Source organism: Psychrobacillus sp. FSL K6-1415, from assembly GCF_038003185.1.
GTDB lineage: Bacteria > Bacillota > Bacilli > Bacillales_A > Planococcaceae > Psychrobacillus > Psychrobacillus psychrodurans.
This window is the reverse complement of the sequence record NZ_JBBOOQ010000001.1, coordinates 3,661,471-3,678,754: the sequence shown is the minus strand read 5'-3', so window position 1 is coordinate 3,678,754 and position 17,284 is coordinate 3,661,471. Positions and strand designations below refer to the sequence as shown.

At 41.6% G+C, this 17,284-nt stretch carries 12 protein-coding genes and 4 rRNA genes; 13 read left to right on the top strand and 3 right to left on the bottom strand.

Translation table 11 applies throughout. The features are described from left to right. Window positions 1-130 precede the first annotated feature (130 nt). From rrf (MKY60_RS18020) to rrf (MKY60_RS17995), 6 genes are all read left to right on the top strand, one after another. Window positions 131-246 (top strand): 5S ribosomal RNA (rrf, locus tag MKY60_RS18020). Window positions 247-681: 435 nt separating this feature from the next. Continuing rightward, window positions 682-1,314: a flavodoxin family protein gene (locus MKY60_RS18015; protein WP_340930864.1), complete on the top strand. Its 633-nt coding sequence runs from the start codon at window positions 682-684 to the stop codon at window positions 1,312-1,314. A gap of 589 nt (window positions 1,315-1,903) precedes the next feature. Further along, window positions 1,904-2,299, top strand: a complete 396-nt coding sequence (locus tag MKY60_RS18010; RefSeq protein ID WP_241600774.1) for a VOC family protein — start codon at window positions 1,904-1,906, stop codon at window positions 2,297-2,299. A 654-nt stretch (window positions 2,300-2,953) separates the two neighbouring features. Continuing rightward, window positions 2,954-4,508, top strand: a 16S ribosomal RNA gene (locus tag MKY60_RS18005). 196 nt (window positions 4,509-4,704) lie between these two features. Continuing rightward, window positions 4,705-7,633 (top strand): 23S ribosomal RNA (locus MKY60_RS18000). A 187-nt stretch (window positions 7,634-7,820) separates the two neighbouring features. After that, a 5S ribosomal RNA gene (gene rrf / locus MKY60_RS17995) occupies window positions 7,821-7,936 on the top strand. The 16S, 23S and 5S rRNA genes sit together here, the layout of an rRNA operon. A 905-nt stretch (window positions 7,937-8,841) precedes the next feature. Here rrf (MKY60_RS17995) and MKY60_RS17990 read toward each other — a convergent pair. After that, complete coding sequence (locus MKY60_RS17990; protein ID WP_340880566.1) at window positions 8,842-9,195, bottom strand: VOC family protein; 354 nt, start codon at window positions 9,193-9,195, stop codon at window positions 8,842-8,844. A 192-nt stretch (window positions 9,196-9,387) separates the two neighbouring features. On the opposite strand from MKY60_RS17990, the gene MKY60_RS17985 reads away from it, so the two are divergent. Genes MKY60_RS17985 through MKY60_RS17970 form a run of 4 tightly spaced genes read left to right on the top strand, consistent with a single transcriptional unit; the run spans window position 9,388 to window position 12,050 of the window. Next, complete coding sequence (locus tag MKY60_RS17985) at window positions 9,388-9,759, top strand: GntR family transcriptional regulator (RefSeq protein WP_340880565.1); 372 nt, start codon at window positions 9,388-9,390, stop codon at window positions 9,757-9,759. Beyond that, window positions 9,759-10,646: an ABC transporter ATP-binding protein gene (locus MKY60_RS17980; protein WP_340880564.1), complete on the top strand. Its 888-nt coding sequence runs from the start codon at window positions 9,759-9,761 to the stop codon at window positions 10,644-10,646. The genes MKY60_RS17985 and MKY60_RS17980 overlap by 1 nt, the downstream gene beginning before the upstream one ends. Next, entirely contained in the window at window positions 10,630-11,361 is a 732-nt protein-coding gene (locus MKY60_RS17975) for a hypothetical protein (protein WP_340930863.1), read from the top strand. Before MKY60_RS17980 ends, MKY60_RS17975 begins: the two co-directional genes overlap by 17 nt. Next, window positions 11,358-12,050 carry a hypothetical protein gene (locus tag MKY60_RS17970; protein ID WP_340880562.1) on the top strand — a complete coding sequence of 231 codons (693 nt, stop codon included), beginning with the start codon at window positions 11,358-11,360 and terminating at the stop codon, window positions 12,048-12,050. Before MKY60_RS17975 ends, MKY60_RS17970 begins: the two co-directional genes overlap by 4 nt. 34 nt (window positions 12,051-12,084) lie before the next feature. On the opposite strand, the gene MKY60_RS17965 is transcribed toward MKY60_RS17970, so the two are convergent. After that, entirely contained in the window at window positions 12,085-13,227 is a 1,143-nt protein-coding gene (locus tag MKY60_RS17965; RefSeq protein ID WP_340930862.1) for an FAD-dependent monooxygenase, read from the bottom strand. 52 nt (window positions 13,228-13,279) lie between these two features. On the opposite strand from MKY60_RS17965, the gene MKY60_RS17960 reads away from it, so the two are divergent. Further along, window positions 13,280-14,260, top strand: a complete 981-nt coding sequence (locus tag MKY60_RS17960) for a GNAT family N-acetyltransferase (protein ID WP_340880561.1) — start codon at window positions 13,280-13,282, stop codon at window positions 14,258-14,260. Between the two features lie 46 nt (window positions 14,261-14,306). On the opposite strand, the gene MKY60_RS17955 is transcribed toward MKY60_RS17960, so the two are convergent. Beyond that, window positions 14,307-15,308, bottom strand: a complete 1,002-nt coding sequence (locus MKY60_RS17955; protein WP_241600156.1) for a PQQ-dependent sugar dehydrogenase — start codon at window positions 15,306-15,308, stop codon at window positions 14,307-14,309. Between the two features lie 162 nt (window positions 15,309-15,470). On the opposite strand from MKY60_RS17955, the gene MKY60_RS17950 reads away from it, so the two are divergent. Further along, window positions 15,471-16,205 (top strand): sulfite exporter TauE/SafE family protein, encoded by a 735-nt coding sequence (locus MKY60_RS17950; RefSeq protein WP_093495884.1) that lies wholly within the window; start codon window positions 15,471-15,473, stop codon window positions 16,203-16,205. Window positions 16,206-16,217: 12 nt separating this feature from the next. Next, complete coding sequence (locus MKY60_RS17945; RefSeq protein ID WP_340930861.1) at window positions 16,218-17,177, top strand: D-2-hydroxyacid dehydrogenase family protein; 960 nt, start codon at window positions 16,218-16,220, stop codon at window positions 17,175-17,177. The last annotated feature ends 107 nt before the right edge of the window (window positions 17,178-17,284 follow it).

Here is a 17,284-nt window from a genome sequence, read left to right as displayed (position 1 = left end):
TTATGAGGGTTTCAAGACACGAGTAATTCGAGGAAACAATTGAGAGAGGAAAGGAACATACTAACGTATGTGACTGACCGAACAAATGAAGTTGACGAAGAAGTACGATGTGTATTGAAAGCCGAATCAGTCTAGTGATGATGGCGAAGAGGTCACACCCGTTCCCATACCGAACACGGAAGTTAAGCTCTTCAGCGCCGATGGTAGTTGGGGGTCTCCCCCTGTGAGAGTAGGACGTCGCTGGGCACAAAAGAGAAAGTCGTTACCGAGTAATTGGTAACGACTTTTTTGTATTAACAAATAATATGCCGTAGGCAGTCTATCTCTATAAGAAAGTATGCGAGAAAGTAGAGGGGCAAAGAGTTCGAGGAAGCAAGTGAGAGAGACTCGGAGCGTATAACATACGTGAGAATATTGAACGAGTGCGGCTGACAAAGAAATCTGCCGACCATTCGCTTTCGCAGCCCGGACACGGAAGTTAAGCTCTTGCGCTGATAGTAGTTGGGAGTCTCCCCCTGTGAGAGTATGACGTGGGACCAATGAAAGTCGTTACCGAGTTATCGGTAGTGGCTTTTTTTATAGGTACAGCAGCCTTTTTAACGGAACTAACCAGATTCCTAGTTTTATAAAAAATTCACAGGGTAAAGAAATAATATTACTATCACCTAAGGAGATGTAGCAATGAGCATCAAAGCGCTAGTTTTAAATTGTAGTTTAAAAGACAGCACACAGAAATCGAATACCCGTGCGCTGATTAACGAGATTGTAAAAATCTTTGATGAAAATGGAGTGGAGACGGAAGTGCTCAGGGTGGCTGATTATAATATCGGCTTTGGAGTTACCCATGAGGCAGTGAATGAAAAGGATCAATGGCCAGAGATTTTTGAAAAAGTGAAGAAAACGGATATCCTTTTACTTGGCTCGCCGATTTGGCTTGGTGAACAGAGCAGCCTGGCCACTTTGGTTGTTGAAAGATTGTATGGTGGAAGCAGTCTTACGAACGAAAAAGGCCAGTACATTTACTATAACAAAGTGGGCGGAGTGGTTGTTACCGGGAATGAAGACGGTGCGAAAAACGTCTCAAGCTACCTAATTTACGCATTGTCGCATATTGGGTTTACGATTCCTCCAAATGTGGATACCTATTGGGTGGGGGAAGCGGGTCCTGGCCCATCCTTTATTGAGGCAAACGGCAAAGAGAACAATTTTACGATGCAACACGCAAAAATAACTGCTTACAATTTACTGCATTTTGCCCGGTTATTGAAAAAGTATCCGATTCCTGCAGAAGGAAATGTGAATGAAAGTCAATAGTATGGTGGCTTGATAAGATTGAATTTAAAAATCAAATAACAAGCTAAACTAGCAGTCCTATTCAAATAGAGTTGATAGCTTCTTTTATTGAAAAAATCGGACCCTATTATTAGTTTCATAAAGTTAATAAAATTTTCCATATATATTCTAAATTACCATCAAACGTTATTGAACTAACGAGCCGCGTTAGTTCATTATTACAACAAATTTAAATGTATAGTTGTCAGACTTGATGCTTAGCATTAAACTGTTATTTTCTCTTTCAATTCAATCTATTATTTACTATACTTCGATTGAATTATACAAATTTCTTATGGGTCATGAGAAAAATGAAACCATGGGGTTCTACTCTCAGTTAAACGGAGGTTAAGGAAGGAGTATTATCAGAAGTACTTTTAAATATAAAAGAAGCAACGTCTTAAATGACGTTGCTCCTTTTGACTAATTGCCTGTAAGTTGATTAAGTTACTTTCTTCATGTATCAAATGGAATTAGCGATAAATTATTTTCCATTTTTAATGAAATTTAAGAGGGTTTTCTTATTTGAGTGTAGAAAAATATATGTGCAAATAAAACACAGGAGGCTACAATGACTAATTTAATTTCACATATCGCTACACTGGAAATACCTGTTACTAATTTAGAAGAATCTATAGAGTTTTATATCGATATCCTTGGTGCTGAAGTCCACTTTAAAGGTGAAAAAAATGCTATGCTTACTATGAAATCAAAAGGAGTTCCAACGATTTTCTTGGTTGAAACTGAAGAAATTAATGGATTATCATTCAGAAATACAAATACTAATATCGTTCATAGCATAATTGACTTTTATACTCCTTCTTTAAAAGAATTATATGAGTGGCTTGAAGGAAAACAAGTAGAAGTTGGTCCTTTAAATTTAAAAGGTGAATTTGGTGGTTTTGGATTTAAAGATCCTTCTGGAAATTGGCTAAGTGCCTGCAATATCCTTCACCCTGAACAATAAAAAATTCTTTTACTATTTAAGTACAGGCGTAATTTTTTACGCCTATTTTTCTATTACATACTATGTGTCAAATGCTATATGAAAACTCCCGTACACCTCTTGAAAGAACCTGCATCGTTATTTTAAGTCCATACGTTCTCAATCTTATATTTACTTTAATAGAAGTATCTTGCGTCAATATCATATACCGAAACACATTTTCCACTGATTAATGACTGATCAACCTTTTATTATTACAGAGCAAATAAGGTAATACATTACTTCCTCTATAGTATGTTGGTTTACATAATTAGAATAGAATTAAAACATTAATTATGGGGAATATAAGATTTATATATCAAAAGTAAACTTATAAAAGAATTTCAAAATACGCTTGCAATAATGATTTATAGATGGTATAGTTATCAAGTTGTCATTTTTATTAATGATTTACACGAAAAACAAAATAAAAAAAGTTGTTGACAACAATATCGAAATTTGTTATGATAATAAAGTCGTCAAAACGACACTGCAACAACATGAACATTGAAAACTGAACATGCAAAACGTTAAGACATATAGCTTATCAACTAACTTTGTTAGTTTGATAGCAAAACAATTTTGACATCATTTAATGATGATGCCAGCAAAACAAATGAGCTTTTTAAGTTCTCTATTATGGAGAGTTTGATCCTGGCTCAGGACGAACGCTGGCGGCATGCCTAATACATGCAAGTCGAGCGAATGACGAAGAAGCTTGCTTCTTCTGATTTAGCGGCGGACGGGTGAGTAACACGTGGGCAACCTGCCCTGTAGATTGGGATAACTCCGGGAAACCGGGGCTAATACCGAATAATCCATTTCCTCACATGGGGAGATGTTAAAAGACGGCATCTCGCTGTCACTACAGGATGGGCCCGCGGCGCATTAGCTAGTTGGTGAGGTAACGGCTCACCAAGGCGACGATGCGTAGCCGACCTGAGAGGGTGATCGGCCACACTGGGACTGAGACACGGCCCAGACTCCTACGGGAGGCAGCAGTAGGGAATCTTCCACAATGGACGAAAGTCTGATGGAGCAATGCCGCGTGAGTGAAGAAGGTTTTCGGATCGTAAAACTCTGTTGTGAGGGAAGAACAAGTACGAGAGTAACTGCTCGTACCTTGACGGTACCTCATTAGAAAGCCACGGCTAACTACGTGCCAGCAGCCGCGGTAATACGTAGGTGGCAAGCGTTGTCCGGAATTATTGGGCGTAAAGCGCGCGCAGGCGGTCCTTTAAGTCTGATGTGAAATCCCACGGCTCAACCGTGGAAGGTCATTGGAAACTGGGGGACTTGAGTACAGAAGAGGAAAGCGGAATTCCAAGTGTAGCGGTGAAATGCGTAGAGATTTGGAGGAACACCAGTGGCGAAGGCGGCTTTCTGGTCTGTAACTGACGCTGAGGCGCGAAAGCGTGGGGAGCAAACAGGATTAGATACCCTGGTAGTCCACGCCGTAAACGATGAGTGCTAAGTGTTAGGGGGTTTCCGCCCCTTAGTGCTGCAGCTAACGCATTAAGCACTCCGCCTGGGGAGTACGGTCGCAAGACTGAAACTCAAAGGAATTGACGGGGGCCCGCACAAGCGGTGGAGCATGTGGTTTAATTCGAAGCAACGCGAAGAACCTTACCAGGTCTTGACATCCCGCTGACCGGCCTAGAGATAGGCTTTTCCCTTCGGGGACAGCGGTGACAGGTGGTGCATGGTTGTCGTCAGCTCGTGTCGTGAGATGTTGGGTTAAGTCCCGCAACGAGCGCAACCCTTGATCTTAGTTGCCAGCATTCAGTTGGGCACTCTAAGGTGACTGCCGGTGATAAACCGGAGGAAGGTGGGGATGACGTCAAATCATCATGCCCCTTATGACCTGGGCTACACACGTGCTACAATGGACGGTACAGAGGGTCGCAACCCCGCGAGGGTGAGCAAATCCCATAAAACCGTTCTCAGTTCGGATTGTAGGCTGCAACTCGCCTACATGAAGCCGGAATCGCTAGTAATCGTGGATCAGCATGCCACGGTGAATACGTTCCCGGGCCTTGTACACACCGCCCGTCACACCACGAGAGTTTGTAACACCCGAAGTCGGTGGGGTAACCCTTACGGGAGCCAGCCGCCGAAGGTGGGACAGATGATTGGGGTGAAGTCGTAACAAGGTAGCCGTATCGGAAGGTGCGGCTGGATCACCTCCTTTCTAAGGATAATATCGGAATACGAATCTTTATTCGTATCTTAACGTTTTGCAGTTCAGTTTTGAATGTTCATTTTTATATGAAGATTCGATACTTGTTCTTTGAAAACTGGATAAAACGACATTGAAACAATAAACAACAAGAAATTCTGTTGTGATTATTTACGTAATCACAACGTGTAAGACTTTTTAACTTTTAGGTTAAGTTAATAAGGGCGCACGGTGAATGCCTTGGCACTAGGAGTCGACGAAGGACGGCACTAACACCGATATGCTTCGGGGAGCTGTAAGTGAGCTTTGATCCGGAGATTTCCGAATGGGGAAACCCACTGTTCGTAATGGAGCAGTACATTTGCGTGAATACATAGCGCATCTGAGACACACCCAGGGAACTGAAACATCTAAGTACCTGGAGGAAGAGAAAGAAAAATCGATTCCCTGAGTAGCGGCGAGCGAAACGGGAATAGCCCAAACCAAGAGGCTTGCCTCTTGGGGTTGTAGGACACTCTACATAGAGTTACAAAGGAATGAGTTAGACGAAGCGATCTGGAAAGGTCCGCAGGATAGGGTAAAAGCCCCGTAGTCCAAAATTCATTCTCTCTTGAGTGTATCCTGAGTACGGCGGAACACGTGAAATTCCGTCGGAATCCGGGAGGACCATCTCCCAAGGCTAAATACTACCTAGTGACCGATAGTGAACCAGTACCGTGAGGGAAAGGTGAAAAGCACCCCGGAAGGGGAGTGAAATAGATCCTGAAACCGTGTGCCTACAAGTAGTTAGAGCCCGTTAATGGGTGATAGCGTGCCTTTTGTAGAATGAACCGGCGAGTTACGATTACATGCAAGGTTAAGTTGAGAAGACGGAGCCGCAGCGAAAGCGAGTCTGAATAGGGCGAATGAGTATGTGGTCGTAGACCCGAAACCAGGTGATCTACCCATGTCCAGGATGAAGGTAAGGTAACACTTACTGGAGGTCCGAACCCACGCACGTTGAAAAGTGCGGGGATGAGGTGTGGGTAGCGGAGAAATTCCAATCGAACCTGGAGATAGCTGGTTCTCTCCGAAATAGCTTTAGGGCTAGCCTCAAACGTTAGAATCTTGGAGGTAGAGCACTGTTTGGACTAGGGGCCCATCCCGGGTTACCGAATTCAGACAAACTCCGAATGCCAATGATTTATGTTTGGGAGTCAGACTGCGAGTGATAAGATCCGTAGTCAAGAGGGAAACAGCCCAGACCACCAGCTAAGGTCCCAAAGTATTTGTTAAGTGGAAAAGGATGTGGCGTTGCTTAGACAACCAGGATGTTGGCTTAGAAGCAGCCATCATTTAAAGAGTGCGTAATAGCTCACTGGTCGAGTGACGCTGCGCCGAAAATGTATCGGGGCTAAACAAATCACCGAAGCTGTGGATTGATACCTTTGGTATCAGTGGTAGGAGAGCGTTCTAAGGGCGTTGAAGTCAGACCGGAAGGACTGGTGGAGCGCTTAGAAGTGAGAATGCCGGTATGAGTAGCGAAAGACGGGTGAGAATCCCGTCCACCGTATGACTAAGGTTTCCTGAGGAAGGCTCGTCCGCTCAGGGTTAGTCGGGACCTAAGCCGAGGCCGATAGGCGTAGGCGATGGATAACAGGTTGATATTCCTGTACCACCAAACCACCGTTTGAGTAATGGGGGGACGCAGAAGGATAGGGTAAGCATGCTGTTGGTTATGCATGTCCAAGCAGTAAGGTGTGAATGTAGGCAAATCCGCATTCTATAACATTGAGCTGTGATGGCGAGGACGTATGTCCGGAGTTCCTGATTTCACACTGCCAAGAAAAGCCTCTAGCGAGGTGATAGGTGCCCGTACCGCAAACCGACACAGGTAGTCGAGGAGAGAATCCTAAGGTGAGCGAGAGAACTCTCGTTAAGGAACTCGGCAAAATGACCCCGTAACTTCGGGAGAAGGGGTGCTCTTTTGGGTGCATAGCCTAGAAGAGCCGCAGTGAATAGGCCCAGGCGACTGTTTAGCAAAAACACAGGTCTCTGCAAAACCGTAAGGTGAAGTATAGGGGCTGACGCCTGCCCGGTGCTGGAAGGTTAAGAGGAGTGCTTAGCGCAAGCGAAGGTGCGAATTGAAGCCCCAGTAAACGGCGGCCGTAACTATAACGGTCCTAAGGTAGCGAAATTCCTTGTCGGGTAAGTTCCGACCCGCACGAAAGGCGTAACGATCTGGGCACTGTCTCAACGAGAGACTCGGTGAAATTATAGTACCTGTGAAGATGCAGGTTACCCGCGACAGGACGGAAAGACCCCGTGGAGCTTTACTATAGCTTGATATTGAATTTTGGTGCAACTTGTACAGGATAGGCAGGAGCCTTAGAGCCCGGAGCGCCAGCTTCGGAGGAGGCGTCGGTGGGATACTGCCCTGGTTGTATTGAAATTCTAACCCATACCCGTAACCCGGGTAGGAGACAGTGTCAGGCGGGTAGTTTGACTGGGGCGGTCGCCTCCTAAAGTGTAACGGAGGCGCCCAAAGGTTCCCTCAGAATGGTTGGAAATCATTCGAAGAGTGTAAAGGCAGAAGGGAGCTTGACTGCGAGACCTACAAGTCGAGCAGGGTCGAAAGACGGGCTTAGTGATCCGGTGGTTCCGCATGGAAGGGCCATCGCTCAACGGATAAAAGCTACCCCGGGGATAACAGGCTTATCTCCCCCAAGAGTCCACATCGACGGGGAGGTTTGGCACCTCGATGTCGGCTCATCGCATCCTGGGGCTGTAGTCGGTCCCAAGGGTTGGGCTGTTCGCCCATTAAAGCGGTACGCGAGCTGGGTTCAGAACGTCGTGAGACAGTTCGGTCCCTATCCGTCGTGGGCGTAGGAAATTTGAGAGGAGCTGTCCTTAGTACGAGAGGACCGGGATGGACACACCGCTGGTGTACCAGTTGTTCTGCCAAGAGCATCGCTGGGTAGCTATGTGTGGACGGGATAAGTGCTGAAAGCATCTAAGCACGAAGCCCCCCTCAAGATGAGATTTCCCATTACGCAAGTAAGTAAGATCCCTCAAAGACGATGAGGTAGATAGGTTCGGGGTGGAAGCGTGGCGACACGTGCAGCTGACGAATACTAATCGATCGAGGACTTAACCAAATTTGTTTAACGTAACAATGTCGTTTATCCAGTTTTGAGTGAACAAACACTCTATTTAAATGAGGGTTTCAAGACACGAGTAATTCGAGGAAACAATTGAGAGAGGAAAGGAACATACTAACGTATGTGACTGACCGAACGAATGAGGTTGACGACGAAGTACGATGTGTATTGAAAGCCGAATCAGTCTAGTGATGATGGCGAAGAGGTCACACCCGTTCCCATACCGAACACGGAAGTTAAGCTCTTCAGCGCCGATGGTAGTTGGGGGTCTCCCCCTGTGAGAGTAGGACGTCGCTGGGCACAAAAGAGAAAGTCGTTACCGAGTAATTGGTAACGACTTTTTTGTATTAACAAATAAGCCGTAGGCAGTCTATCTCTATAAGAAAGTATGCGAGAAAGTAGAGGGGCAAAGAGTTCAAGGAAGCAAATGAGAGAGACTCGGAGCGTATAACATACGCGAGAATTGAACGCGTGCGGCTGACGAAGAAATCTGCCGACCATCTGCTTTCGCAGCCCGGACACGGAAGTTAAGCTCTTGCGCCGATGGTAGTTGGGGGTCTCCCCCTGTGAGAGTAGGACGTCGCTGGGCACCAAAGAGAAAGTCGTTACCGAGTAATTGGTAACGACTTTTTTGTATTAACAAATAAGCCGTAGGCAGTCTATCTCTATAAGAAAGTATGCGAGAAAGTAGAGGGGCAAAGAGTTCAAGGAAGCAAATGAGAGAGACTCGGAGCGTATAACATACGCGAGAATTGAACGCGTGCGGCTGACGAAGAAATCTGCCGACCATCTGCTTTCGCAGCCCGAACACGGAAGTTAAGCTCTTGAGCCGATGGTAGTTGGGGGTCTCCCCCTGTGAGAGTAGGACGTCGCTGGGCACCAAAGAGAAAGTCGTTACCGAGTAATTGGTAACGACTTTTTTGTATTAACAAATAAGCCGTAGGCGTTCTATCTGTTAGTATGCAAGAAAGTAGAGGGACAAAGAGTTTGAGGAAGCAAGTGAGAGAGACTCGGAGCGTATAACATATGCGAGAATTGAACGCGTGCGGCTGACAAAGAAATCAGCCGACCATCTGCTTTTGCAGCCCGGACACGGAAGTTAAGCTCTTGCGCCGATGGTAGTCGGGGGTCTCCCCCTATGAGAGTAGGACACACGTAGCTGGGCACCAAAGAAAAGTTTCGGCACACTGAAAAATTTCTGTTAATTAACGCTCATTCATTAATGCATGTGTATTTCCTTCGGTATCTTTAAAAAATACCATCCATGTCTCTGTATCTCCAACCTTTGCTACCATATGTGGTTCATCTATGAAAGTGGCTCCTGCACCCTTCATTCTAGAAACCTCACTGTTCAAATCATCAACTTGAAAATACAAGACGGAGCTTGGATGATTGAATTCTTCCTTTTCAGCTAGGCTTAAAAGAAGTCTTGTATCTCCACATTGAAAAAAAGCTAGACCATCCATTTCAAATAATAAAGATAATTTAATAACATTCTTATAAAATGAAACAGCCCGTTCTACATTTATAACATTTACCGCAACTTGACCTAATTTCATAAATCATTTCCCTCATTTCTTATACATATATATTCTCCACTCATTTATAAACTCCTTTTTAAATACTTATGTATATCTAAATAACTTAACGGTAATGGAATTCCAGATTAAACTAGACAATTTCAAAACGGTATTATATACTACATTACAACACTAATGTACTAATTTTGATTGAGAGGAGATTAACCTCAGGTGATTATAAATACCAATAGTACAAAACCGATATATGTACAAATTGCGGAGTGGCTGGAGAATGAAATTATAGCCGAGCGTTTTACGGATGACCAAAAAGTATATTCACAATATCAGTTGGCAGAGCTTTTCAATATCAATCCAGCTACAGCTGCTAAAGGCTTAACGATACTAGTAGAGGAAAAAACTTTGTATAAGAAGAGGGGACTTGGGATGTTCGTAGCACCAGAAGCCAAAAAGATGATTCTGGAAAAACGGAGAAATGAGACACTAACAAAAATGGTAGCTGACATCGTTTTAGAAGCAAAAAGGTTATCGGTAACAAAAATGGAACTAATACAACTCATCCATAACTGCGAGGAGGAGATCTAATGAATGTGATAGATTGTCAAAAAGTAAGTAAGGGTTTTCGACGAACTAGTGCTCTAGAAGATATAACGTTTGAGCTAACAGAACAAAAGATTACAGGGCTTATTGGACGCAATGGAGCTGGAAAGACTACTTTACTAAAAATACTAGCAGGCTTAACTAAGCATAAGTCGGGTGAAGTGAGTGTTTTTGGAAAAAATCCTTATAATAACTTAATGGTTTCTGCAAACAGTATTTTAGTGGATGATCAAATGACTTTTCCAGACTCCCTTACCTTAGAAGAAATATTGAGAAGTGCACCAGCTTTTTATCAAAGGTGGGATGCAAAACTTGCTAGTCGGTTATTTCAATACTTTAAGTTGGATTCCAAGCAACAGCATTCTAAGCTATCCAAGGGTGCAAGGGCTACATTCAATATGATTTTTGGATTGTCAACTCGCTGTGAGTTAACGATGTTTGATGAGCCAACAAACGGAATGGATGAAGCAGTTCGTACAGATTTTTATAGAGCTTTACTAAAGGATTATATAGCACATCCTCGCTCTATTTTAATCTCTAGCCACCATTTAACAGAAATTGAGCATTTATTAGAGGATATTCTATTGATTCATAATGGGAAAGTTGTATTACATCAATCTCTAGATAAAGTGAAGGAATATGCGGTAGCTGTTCAGGGATCAATTGCAGATGTGGAAAGATGGACAGTGGGGGAAAAAATTCTTCATTCAAAAAGAGTTGATGAGCAAAGGCAGTATGTAGTAGTTAAGAATAACTCTAAGTTGGAGAGAGCTCGTTTAGAGGGAGCCATCATTCAAACGATTCCTGCAAGTGAAGTATGCATGTATGTGACGAGTGAGACGAAAGGAGGAATCGATGATGTTTTTAAGTAATAGCAGTCTAACAAGTGTAGTTCTATCTCAGGTGAAGTTTAAGCTCAATGCTTATAATGGATTGGTTTATTCGCTAATCATTTTGCAGATACTGGGGATATTTTTTGCAGGCGAAGCAGGAGGTAGTGGAACTTCTTTTAATAGTACTTCTATTAGTATAAATATATCTTCTATTGATATTGGTTTTCTTTTTGTGTCATTACTAGCTATTTCAGTGGGAAACCTAATAACTACTAAAGCGTATCGATATGATGACTTTTCGTTTGTGGCAACTCGTCTTAGTAGTAATTTAGCTAATTGTATTGTCTTATTAATTTTTAGTTGCTTTGCGGGTGTAACTACTTTCCTATCAGGTTATCTAATGCGTATCTTTTTAACTTTCAATAGTAATAATGAAATTGTAGAAGGTTCTACTATTCTAGAGAATCCTATTAATTCTCTACTAACTATTCTAGCGATGATAACTCTTTTATGGATGTTCAGCTCAATAGGATATATAGCTGGCATTTTGTTTCAAAAGCATAAGCTATTGTTTTTTGGTGCAATAGTAATTATTGTTATGTTGTTAATGACAGGTATTTGGATTAGGATATCAGAATCTATTTTTGTTGAGAACGGTTCATTGCTGATACTTATTATGAAGATTTTCGTCATAACGATATTGCTCTTTGCGACATCCATTGCAATCTCAAATCGTTTGGGGGTTAGAACATGAGTAATACATGGCTGATTCTATTTATTGGATTAATACCTATAGTCATCGGAATAATCATTGTTCTTTATCTAACGAAAAAAGTAAAATATAAAGGGAACTTACGTCTAAATAAAATTATTATAACTGTCTATGTCGGTATATTAATCGCTTCAGGTGTTGTATATGAACTTTTACCAAAAGAAACTATGTTAGAAAAATTATCCGTTGAAGAATTAGTACAATTACAAACGGAAAATAATTCTTTTCAAAAATCTTTACTTAAACTAGAAGAAAACAAATTCAATCAGAAGTTTCTTAAGGAAGAATGGTCACATGAATTGAGTGGAAATATATTATCTCTCGAGTATAAAGGAAATGATCCATACTCAACAAAAGTGGTAGTGGAATGGATTGACTCTACAGATTTTAAAGTAGAAGGGATAGAATATAGAACTCATATAAATGTATATGGACTAAAAATTGAGGACAGAATTCCACTTAATGAATTGGACTGGAATCGAGATCAGTTAGTTATTCATGAGCCTTCAGAGAAGGAGCTTAATTTAGAATTGTTTTCAAATGAATTGTATTCTTTAAAACAGTCATTACTTGATGAGGAGATCAGAATGGTAACAGGTTTCACATATATTCACTTAAAAGTCCCAAAACATATAGAGGTTGTAGACCCATTAGGACTGCAAATGTATTAGTAAAAAGTAAAGTGCCTGCTATATGCAAGGCACTTTATTTTAATTTCACATCGAATAGGAATTTTAGTCTTCCCATTAAAAGCTTTGAGGGGATAAAAGGGAATAAAAAATCACGAACTCTGGCGAGTGGGCGAAACTTGATTTGAGCGGTTGCCCCTATTTGACGAGAAAGACGGATTACTTTTGCAGTTCTTGCAACTCGTTTTTGTTCATAAAATGCTAACACATTCTCCACATGTTCAAATTGTTTGAAGCCATTTCCAAGGACAATGGCATCTTCAATTGCTTGCCCAGCTCCTTGTCCCATATTGGGTGTGGTGGCATGAGCCGCATCCCCAAGAAGAACCACTCTGCCAAAAACAAATTGTCGCAGCGGTTTAATATCAGAAATATCATGATGTAGAATATTTTCTGGAGGTGTTGTAGATATTATGTTATTTACAACTTCAGGAAAGTGGTCAAATAAGTTTCCGATATCCTGAGAAGCGAGATGCTGAAATTGTGGATTCCTTGCAGATGTATTAATACAAGCGAACCAATATACTAATTCATCCTTCATAGGAGCCATACCAAATCGTCCTTTAGTAGACCATAATTCGGTAGAGGTGTATTTATCAATTCTGCCTTTGTTTTCTGTAATGCCTCTCCAGCATGTATAGCCAGAGTATCTAAGAACAGAACCTGGAACTAGCTGTTGACGTATAGAGGAGTTTATACCGTCTGCGGCTATTAGTAAATCTACGCTTACTGTTTCTCCATCTTCGAAATGGATGGTTGCTTGAGTATCGTTTTGGTCGACAGATATGCATTTTTTATTGAAATGGAGTGTATTAGGCTGAAGTGCTTTCAGAAATGTCCTGTGTAAATCAGCTCGATGAATAGTAATATTTTCTTGGCCATAAAGTTCCTTTAGTACAGTAAAATCAATCGTATTCAGTGTCTTCCCTAGTGCATCCTGAAAGACCTGTGTATGAAGGGCATGGCCATTTGCAAATACATCCTTACCGACACCAATTTCCATAAGTGCCTGCAAAGCGTTGGATCCTATTCCAATACCAGCGCCTACCGGATGAAAAGTTGCATTTGATTCGTATACCTGAACAGAAAAACCTTGTTTTTGTAAGGTTACAGCAGCACAGAGCCCCCCGATACCTCCACCAATTATTGCTATTTTCATTTGGCAATACCTCCTCCTCTTGTGATATGCTGATTAAAAAGGGGTGAAACTCATGACTAGGCTTACTATATATAATGACGATTATAGAAAATCGTTAGAGAATTATCCGTTATCTGAAGAGCATCTTTCATTTACTGGTCATCCGTTAGAATTATTAGAACGTGCTCAAGTTAATGTAACGTATACTCCCATTATTATAACGGAAGACGATCAGGTTGCTGGTTTTTTTGTGCTAGATACTGGTGAGGATAAATTCCATTATACAGATATCCCGGAGAGTATTTTACTAAGAGGATACTCCATACATCCTGCTTACCAGGGGAGGGGAATTGCTCAAAAGTCTATGAAGCTACTGCAAACTTTTGTAGCTAAGCATTTTTCAGATATAAATAGAATAGTACTTGGGGTGAATGAAGCAAACAAGGCGGCACAAACTGTGTATGCAAAATCGGGTTTTATCGATGAAGGGAGACGGTTTAATGGAAGATCGGGTATACAAATTGCTATGGCGCTTTCATTAGATATAATTGAGGTTCGCATGGCACAGGCTGGTGATGAACAGGGAATAGTTGATGTTTGTATAGCTGCTCAATGGAATACGTACAAAGATTTGTATTCGAATGATTACATAGAAGGAATTATAGCAAAATTTTATACAGTGGAAAGAATTTCGAAGGAAATTAAAGATACAAATCGAAGCTGGAATGGTTATTTTGTTGCGCAGTTAAATGAGGAAATTGTTGGTGCAATCGGTGGGGGAGTAGATGAAGATGGAGTAGCTGAAGTTTATGTTCTTTACTTGCATCCAGCAAAAAGAGGTCAAGGTATCGGTACAAAATTACTAAGTTACTTAACAGAGATTCAACGAGCTGAATATGGAGCACATGAACAATGGGTTTCTGTCACCAAAGGAAATCAATTGGGCATTCCGTTTTACGAAGCACGAGAATTCACTTTTCAATATGAGCAACAGGCGTATGAAAGCGAAGCGGAAGATAATGCTGTTTCATTAAAATATAAAAGATCCATTTAATCCTCCTGAAAAGGAGGATTTGTTTTGAATCGATATCTCCCGACTTTTATTTTATCCTATACAGCACGTCATCGTCCTCACCAGGTGTTCCGCGTCCGTCGGTATTATTAGTGATGAAATAAAGCGATTCTCCATCGGAGAATACATCACGTACTCGTCCGAATCCTGTAATCGAATGTTCCACTTCGCCAGTTTCTACATTCATCACTTTAACAGACTCTCCACGAAGTGTTGCTACATATAGTTCGCCTTTATGAAATGTAATGCCAGATGGTGCCCAGGTTTCGTCACTACCAGAAGTAACAATAGGAGTTTCAAGCCCTTCTTCACTTTTCTCCCCCTCGATAATTGGATAGCCATAGTTTTTACCTTGTTCGACTAAATTGATTTCGTCGTTAGCTGACTGGCCATGCTCAGCTTCGTATAGCGTTCCATCTGCGGCCCAAGCAAGTCCCTGTGGATTACGGTGCCCCATGGAGAATATTTCAAATGAGCCATCGTCTTCCATGCGAAGAATTTTCCCATTTAGTGAAGTTGGGTCTTGTGCATTACTAGGATTACCTGCGTCTCCAACGGTCACATACAACGAACCATCTGGTCCAATCTCCAAACGCCCCCCATGATGAATGTTGCCGGTCGGTATGCCGTCCAAATGAATCGCAGTTTCTTGCCATTCGTCTTCTCCTCGTTTGAGAGTCACGACTTTGTTAAAGGACTCTCCGTTTATATCATACGTATAGTAAGCAAATGCTTCACCTGTTTCTTCAAAGTCAGACTTCAGCACAAAGCCGAGTAATCCAGCTTCAGAGATAGCTGCAAGATTATCCGAAAGTCGAACTGGTTCATGTACAACAGAACCACCTTGTATACGTGCAATCGTTCCGACTCGTTCTGATATATAAAAGGTATTATTGTGTAAATTGATAGACCATGGAATATTTAAATTAGTAGTGATCTTCTCTGCAATTGGACCCTGAGTGGGTAACTTTACAGCCTCCTCTGTACAACCAAATAATACTAGTGAAATAACTAATAACCATTTCTTCATGAAATCCCTCCTTATATTACTACTTCCCTTAAGAGTACTAATAATCCTTTCAAAGATGATAAGTTTTTCATATGCAAAACGATAATAACTATCGAATTTACTTATGATAGGAGTCAAGGTATGCTAAAAGAACAAAAGTGGTTTTTGAAAGAAGGCATTTAAATGGAGTTTTTAATCTTTTTCATCATAGGAATTGTGGGGAATGTAGTAGGCACATTAGTAGGTGGGGGAGGTCTTATAAGCTTGCCGATGATGCTATTAATGGGACTGCCAGTGCATTCTGCCATTGGGGCAAATAAAGTGTCCAACACTGTCAGCTCGCTTTCAAGTTTTCTAGTGATTTTCACTAAAAAGGAAGTAACCGGAAAAGAGGCACTTTCGGTATTGGTATTTTGTTTAGGAGGAGGAATAATAGGAGGGCTCATTGCATCTTTTCTAAGTGGAGAGGTACTAACGATAATTGCTATTATTTTACTTAGCTTCGCCTTTGTTACATCCTTTATGGGAAAAGGGAACTTTGGGGGAAAGGAAACCTTTCAACTGAATAAAAAAACAGTTCCAGCATTATTAGGAATTGGTATGTACGATGGCATGTTCGGCCCTGGGAGCAGCACACTTGCTCTATACTTGTATGCGAGTGAAAAAATAGCCTACATTCGAGCTGTTGGGCTTGCTCGAATTGGTGTATTCTCTAGCTGCTTTGGAGCATCGATTACGTATATTTCTACTGGAAAAATAATATGGCCAGTGACACTAGCATTAATGCTAGGTGCAATAATAGGTGCCCAGCTTGGACTTCGCCTTGCACGAAAGTTAAAGGCAGAGCATGTTAAGCCGTTATTACGAGTGGTCACTATATTACTTTTAGTGCAAATTGTTGTGGATTATTTGAAATAGGGAGGAATTAGTATGAGGATACGTTGTGCTATTCTAGATGATTATCAGCAAGTTGCCTTAAAAATTGCCGACTGGTCAACTATTACAGAGAAGGTCGAGATTGTATCGTTTTCTAAGCACTTTTATGATGAAAATGAACTAGTAGACTACATTAGTGATGCAGAGATAGTAATTGTTATGCGCGAGCGCACACCTTTTGGAGTCACACTTTTTGAAAAACTACCTAAACTTAAATTGCTGATTACATCTGGAATGAGAAATACATCGATTGACCTTGTGGCTGCAGCTGCTCATGGAGTAACTGTTTGTGGAACTGCGAGTTCTTCAGAGCCACCAACAGAATTAACATGGGCCTTAATACTGAATTTGGCACGTAATATTATGAAGGAAAACACTGATCTACGTAGTAATGGATTATGGCAGAGCACGGTTGGGTCGGATTTATATGGCAAGCGTTTAGGTCTCCTAGGGCTGGGGAAAATAGGTAGTCGAATGGCAACTATAGCGAAAGCCTTTGGAATGGATATAATTGCTTGGAGTCAAAACTTAACGAAGGAGCAGACGGATCAGTTAGGTGTTCAGTTGGCAAGCTCAAAAGAAGAGTTGTTAGAAACAAGTGATTACGTTTCTATTCATCTAGTGTTAAGCGACAGAACTAGAGGTCTTATCAGTGAAAATGACTTACAACTCATGAAAAGCTCAGCCTATTTGGTTAATACATCTCGTGCTGCTATAGTTGACCAGCAAGCTCTCATAAAAGCTATCCATGAAAACTGGATTGCAGGAGCAGGATTAGATGTATTCGATATCGAACCGCTTCCAGTGGACCATCCATTCCGTACAATGCCGAACGTATTAGCAACTCCACATTTAGGGTATGTAACAGAAAGAAATTACACTACATATTACCGAGAAGCAATTGAAGATATTCAAGCGTACTTGGATGGAAGAGTGATTCGTTCCTTAATTTAATAAATAGATAAGAGAAAGGCTATCCGAGTTCACTCTCAGATAGCCTTTTTCAAATGAAAGCACTAACCTGTACCTTGAGTTGTAGGAGGGTGACGGACAGTTAAACG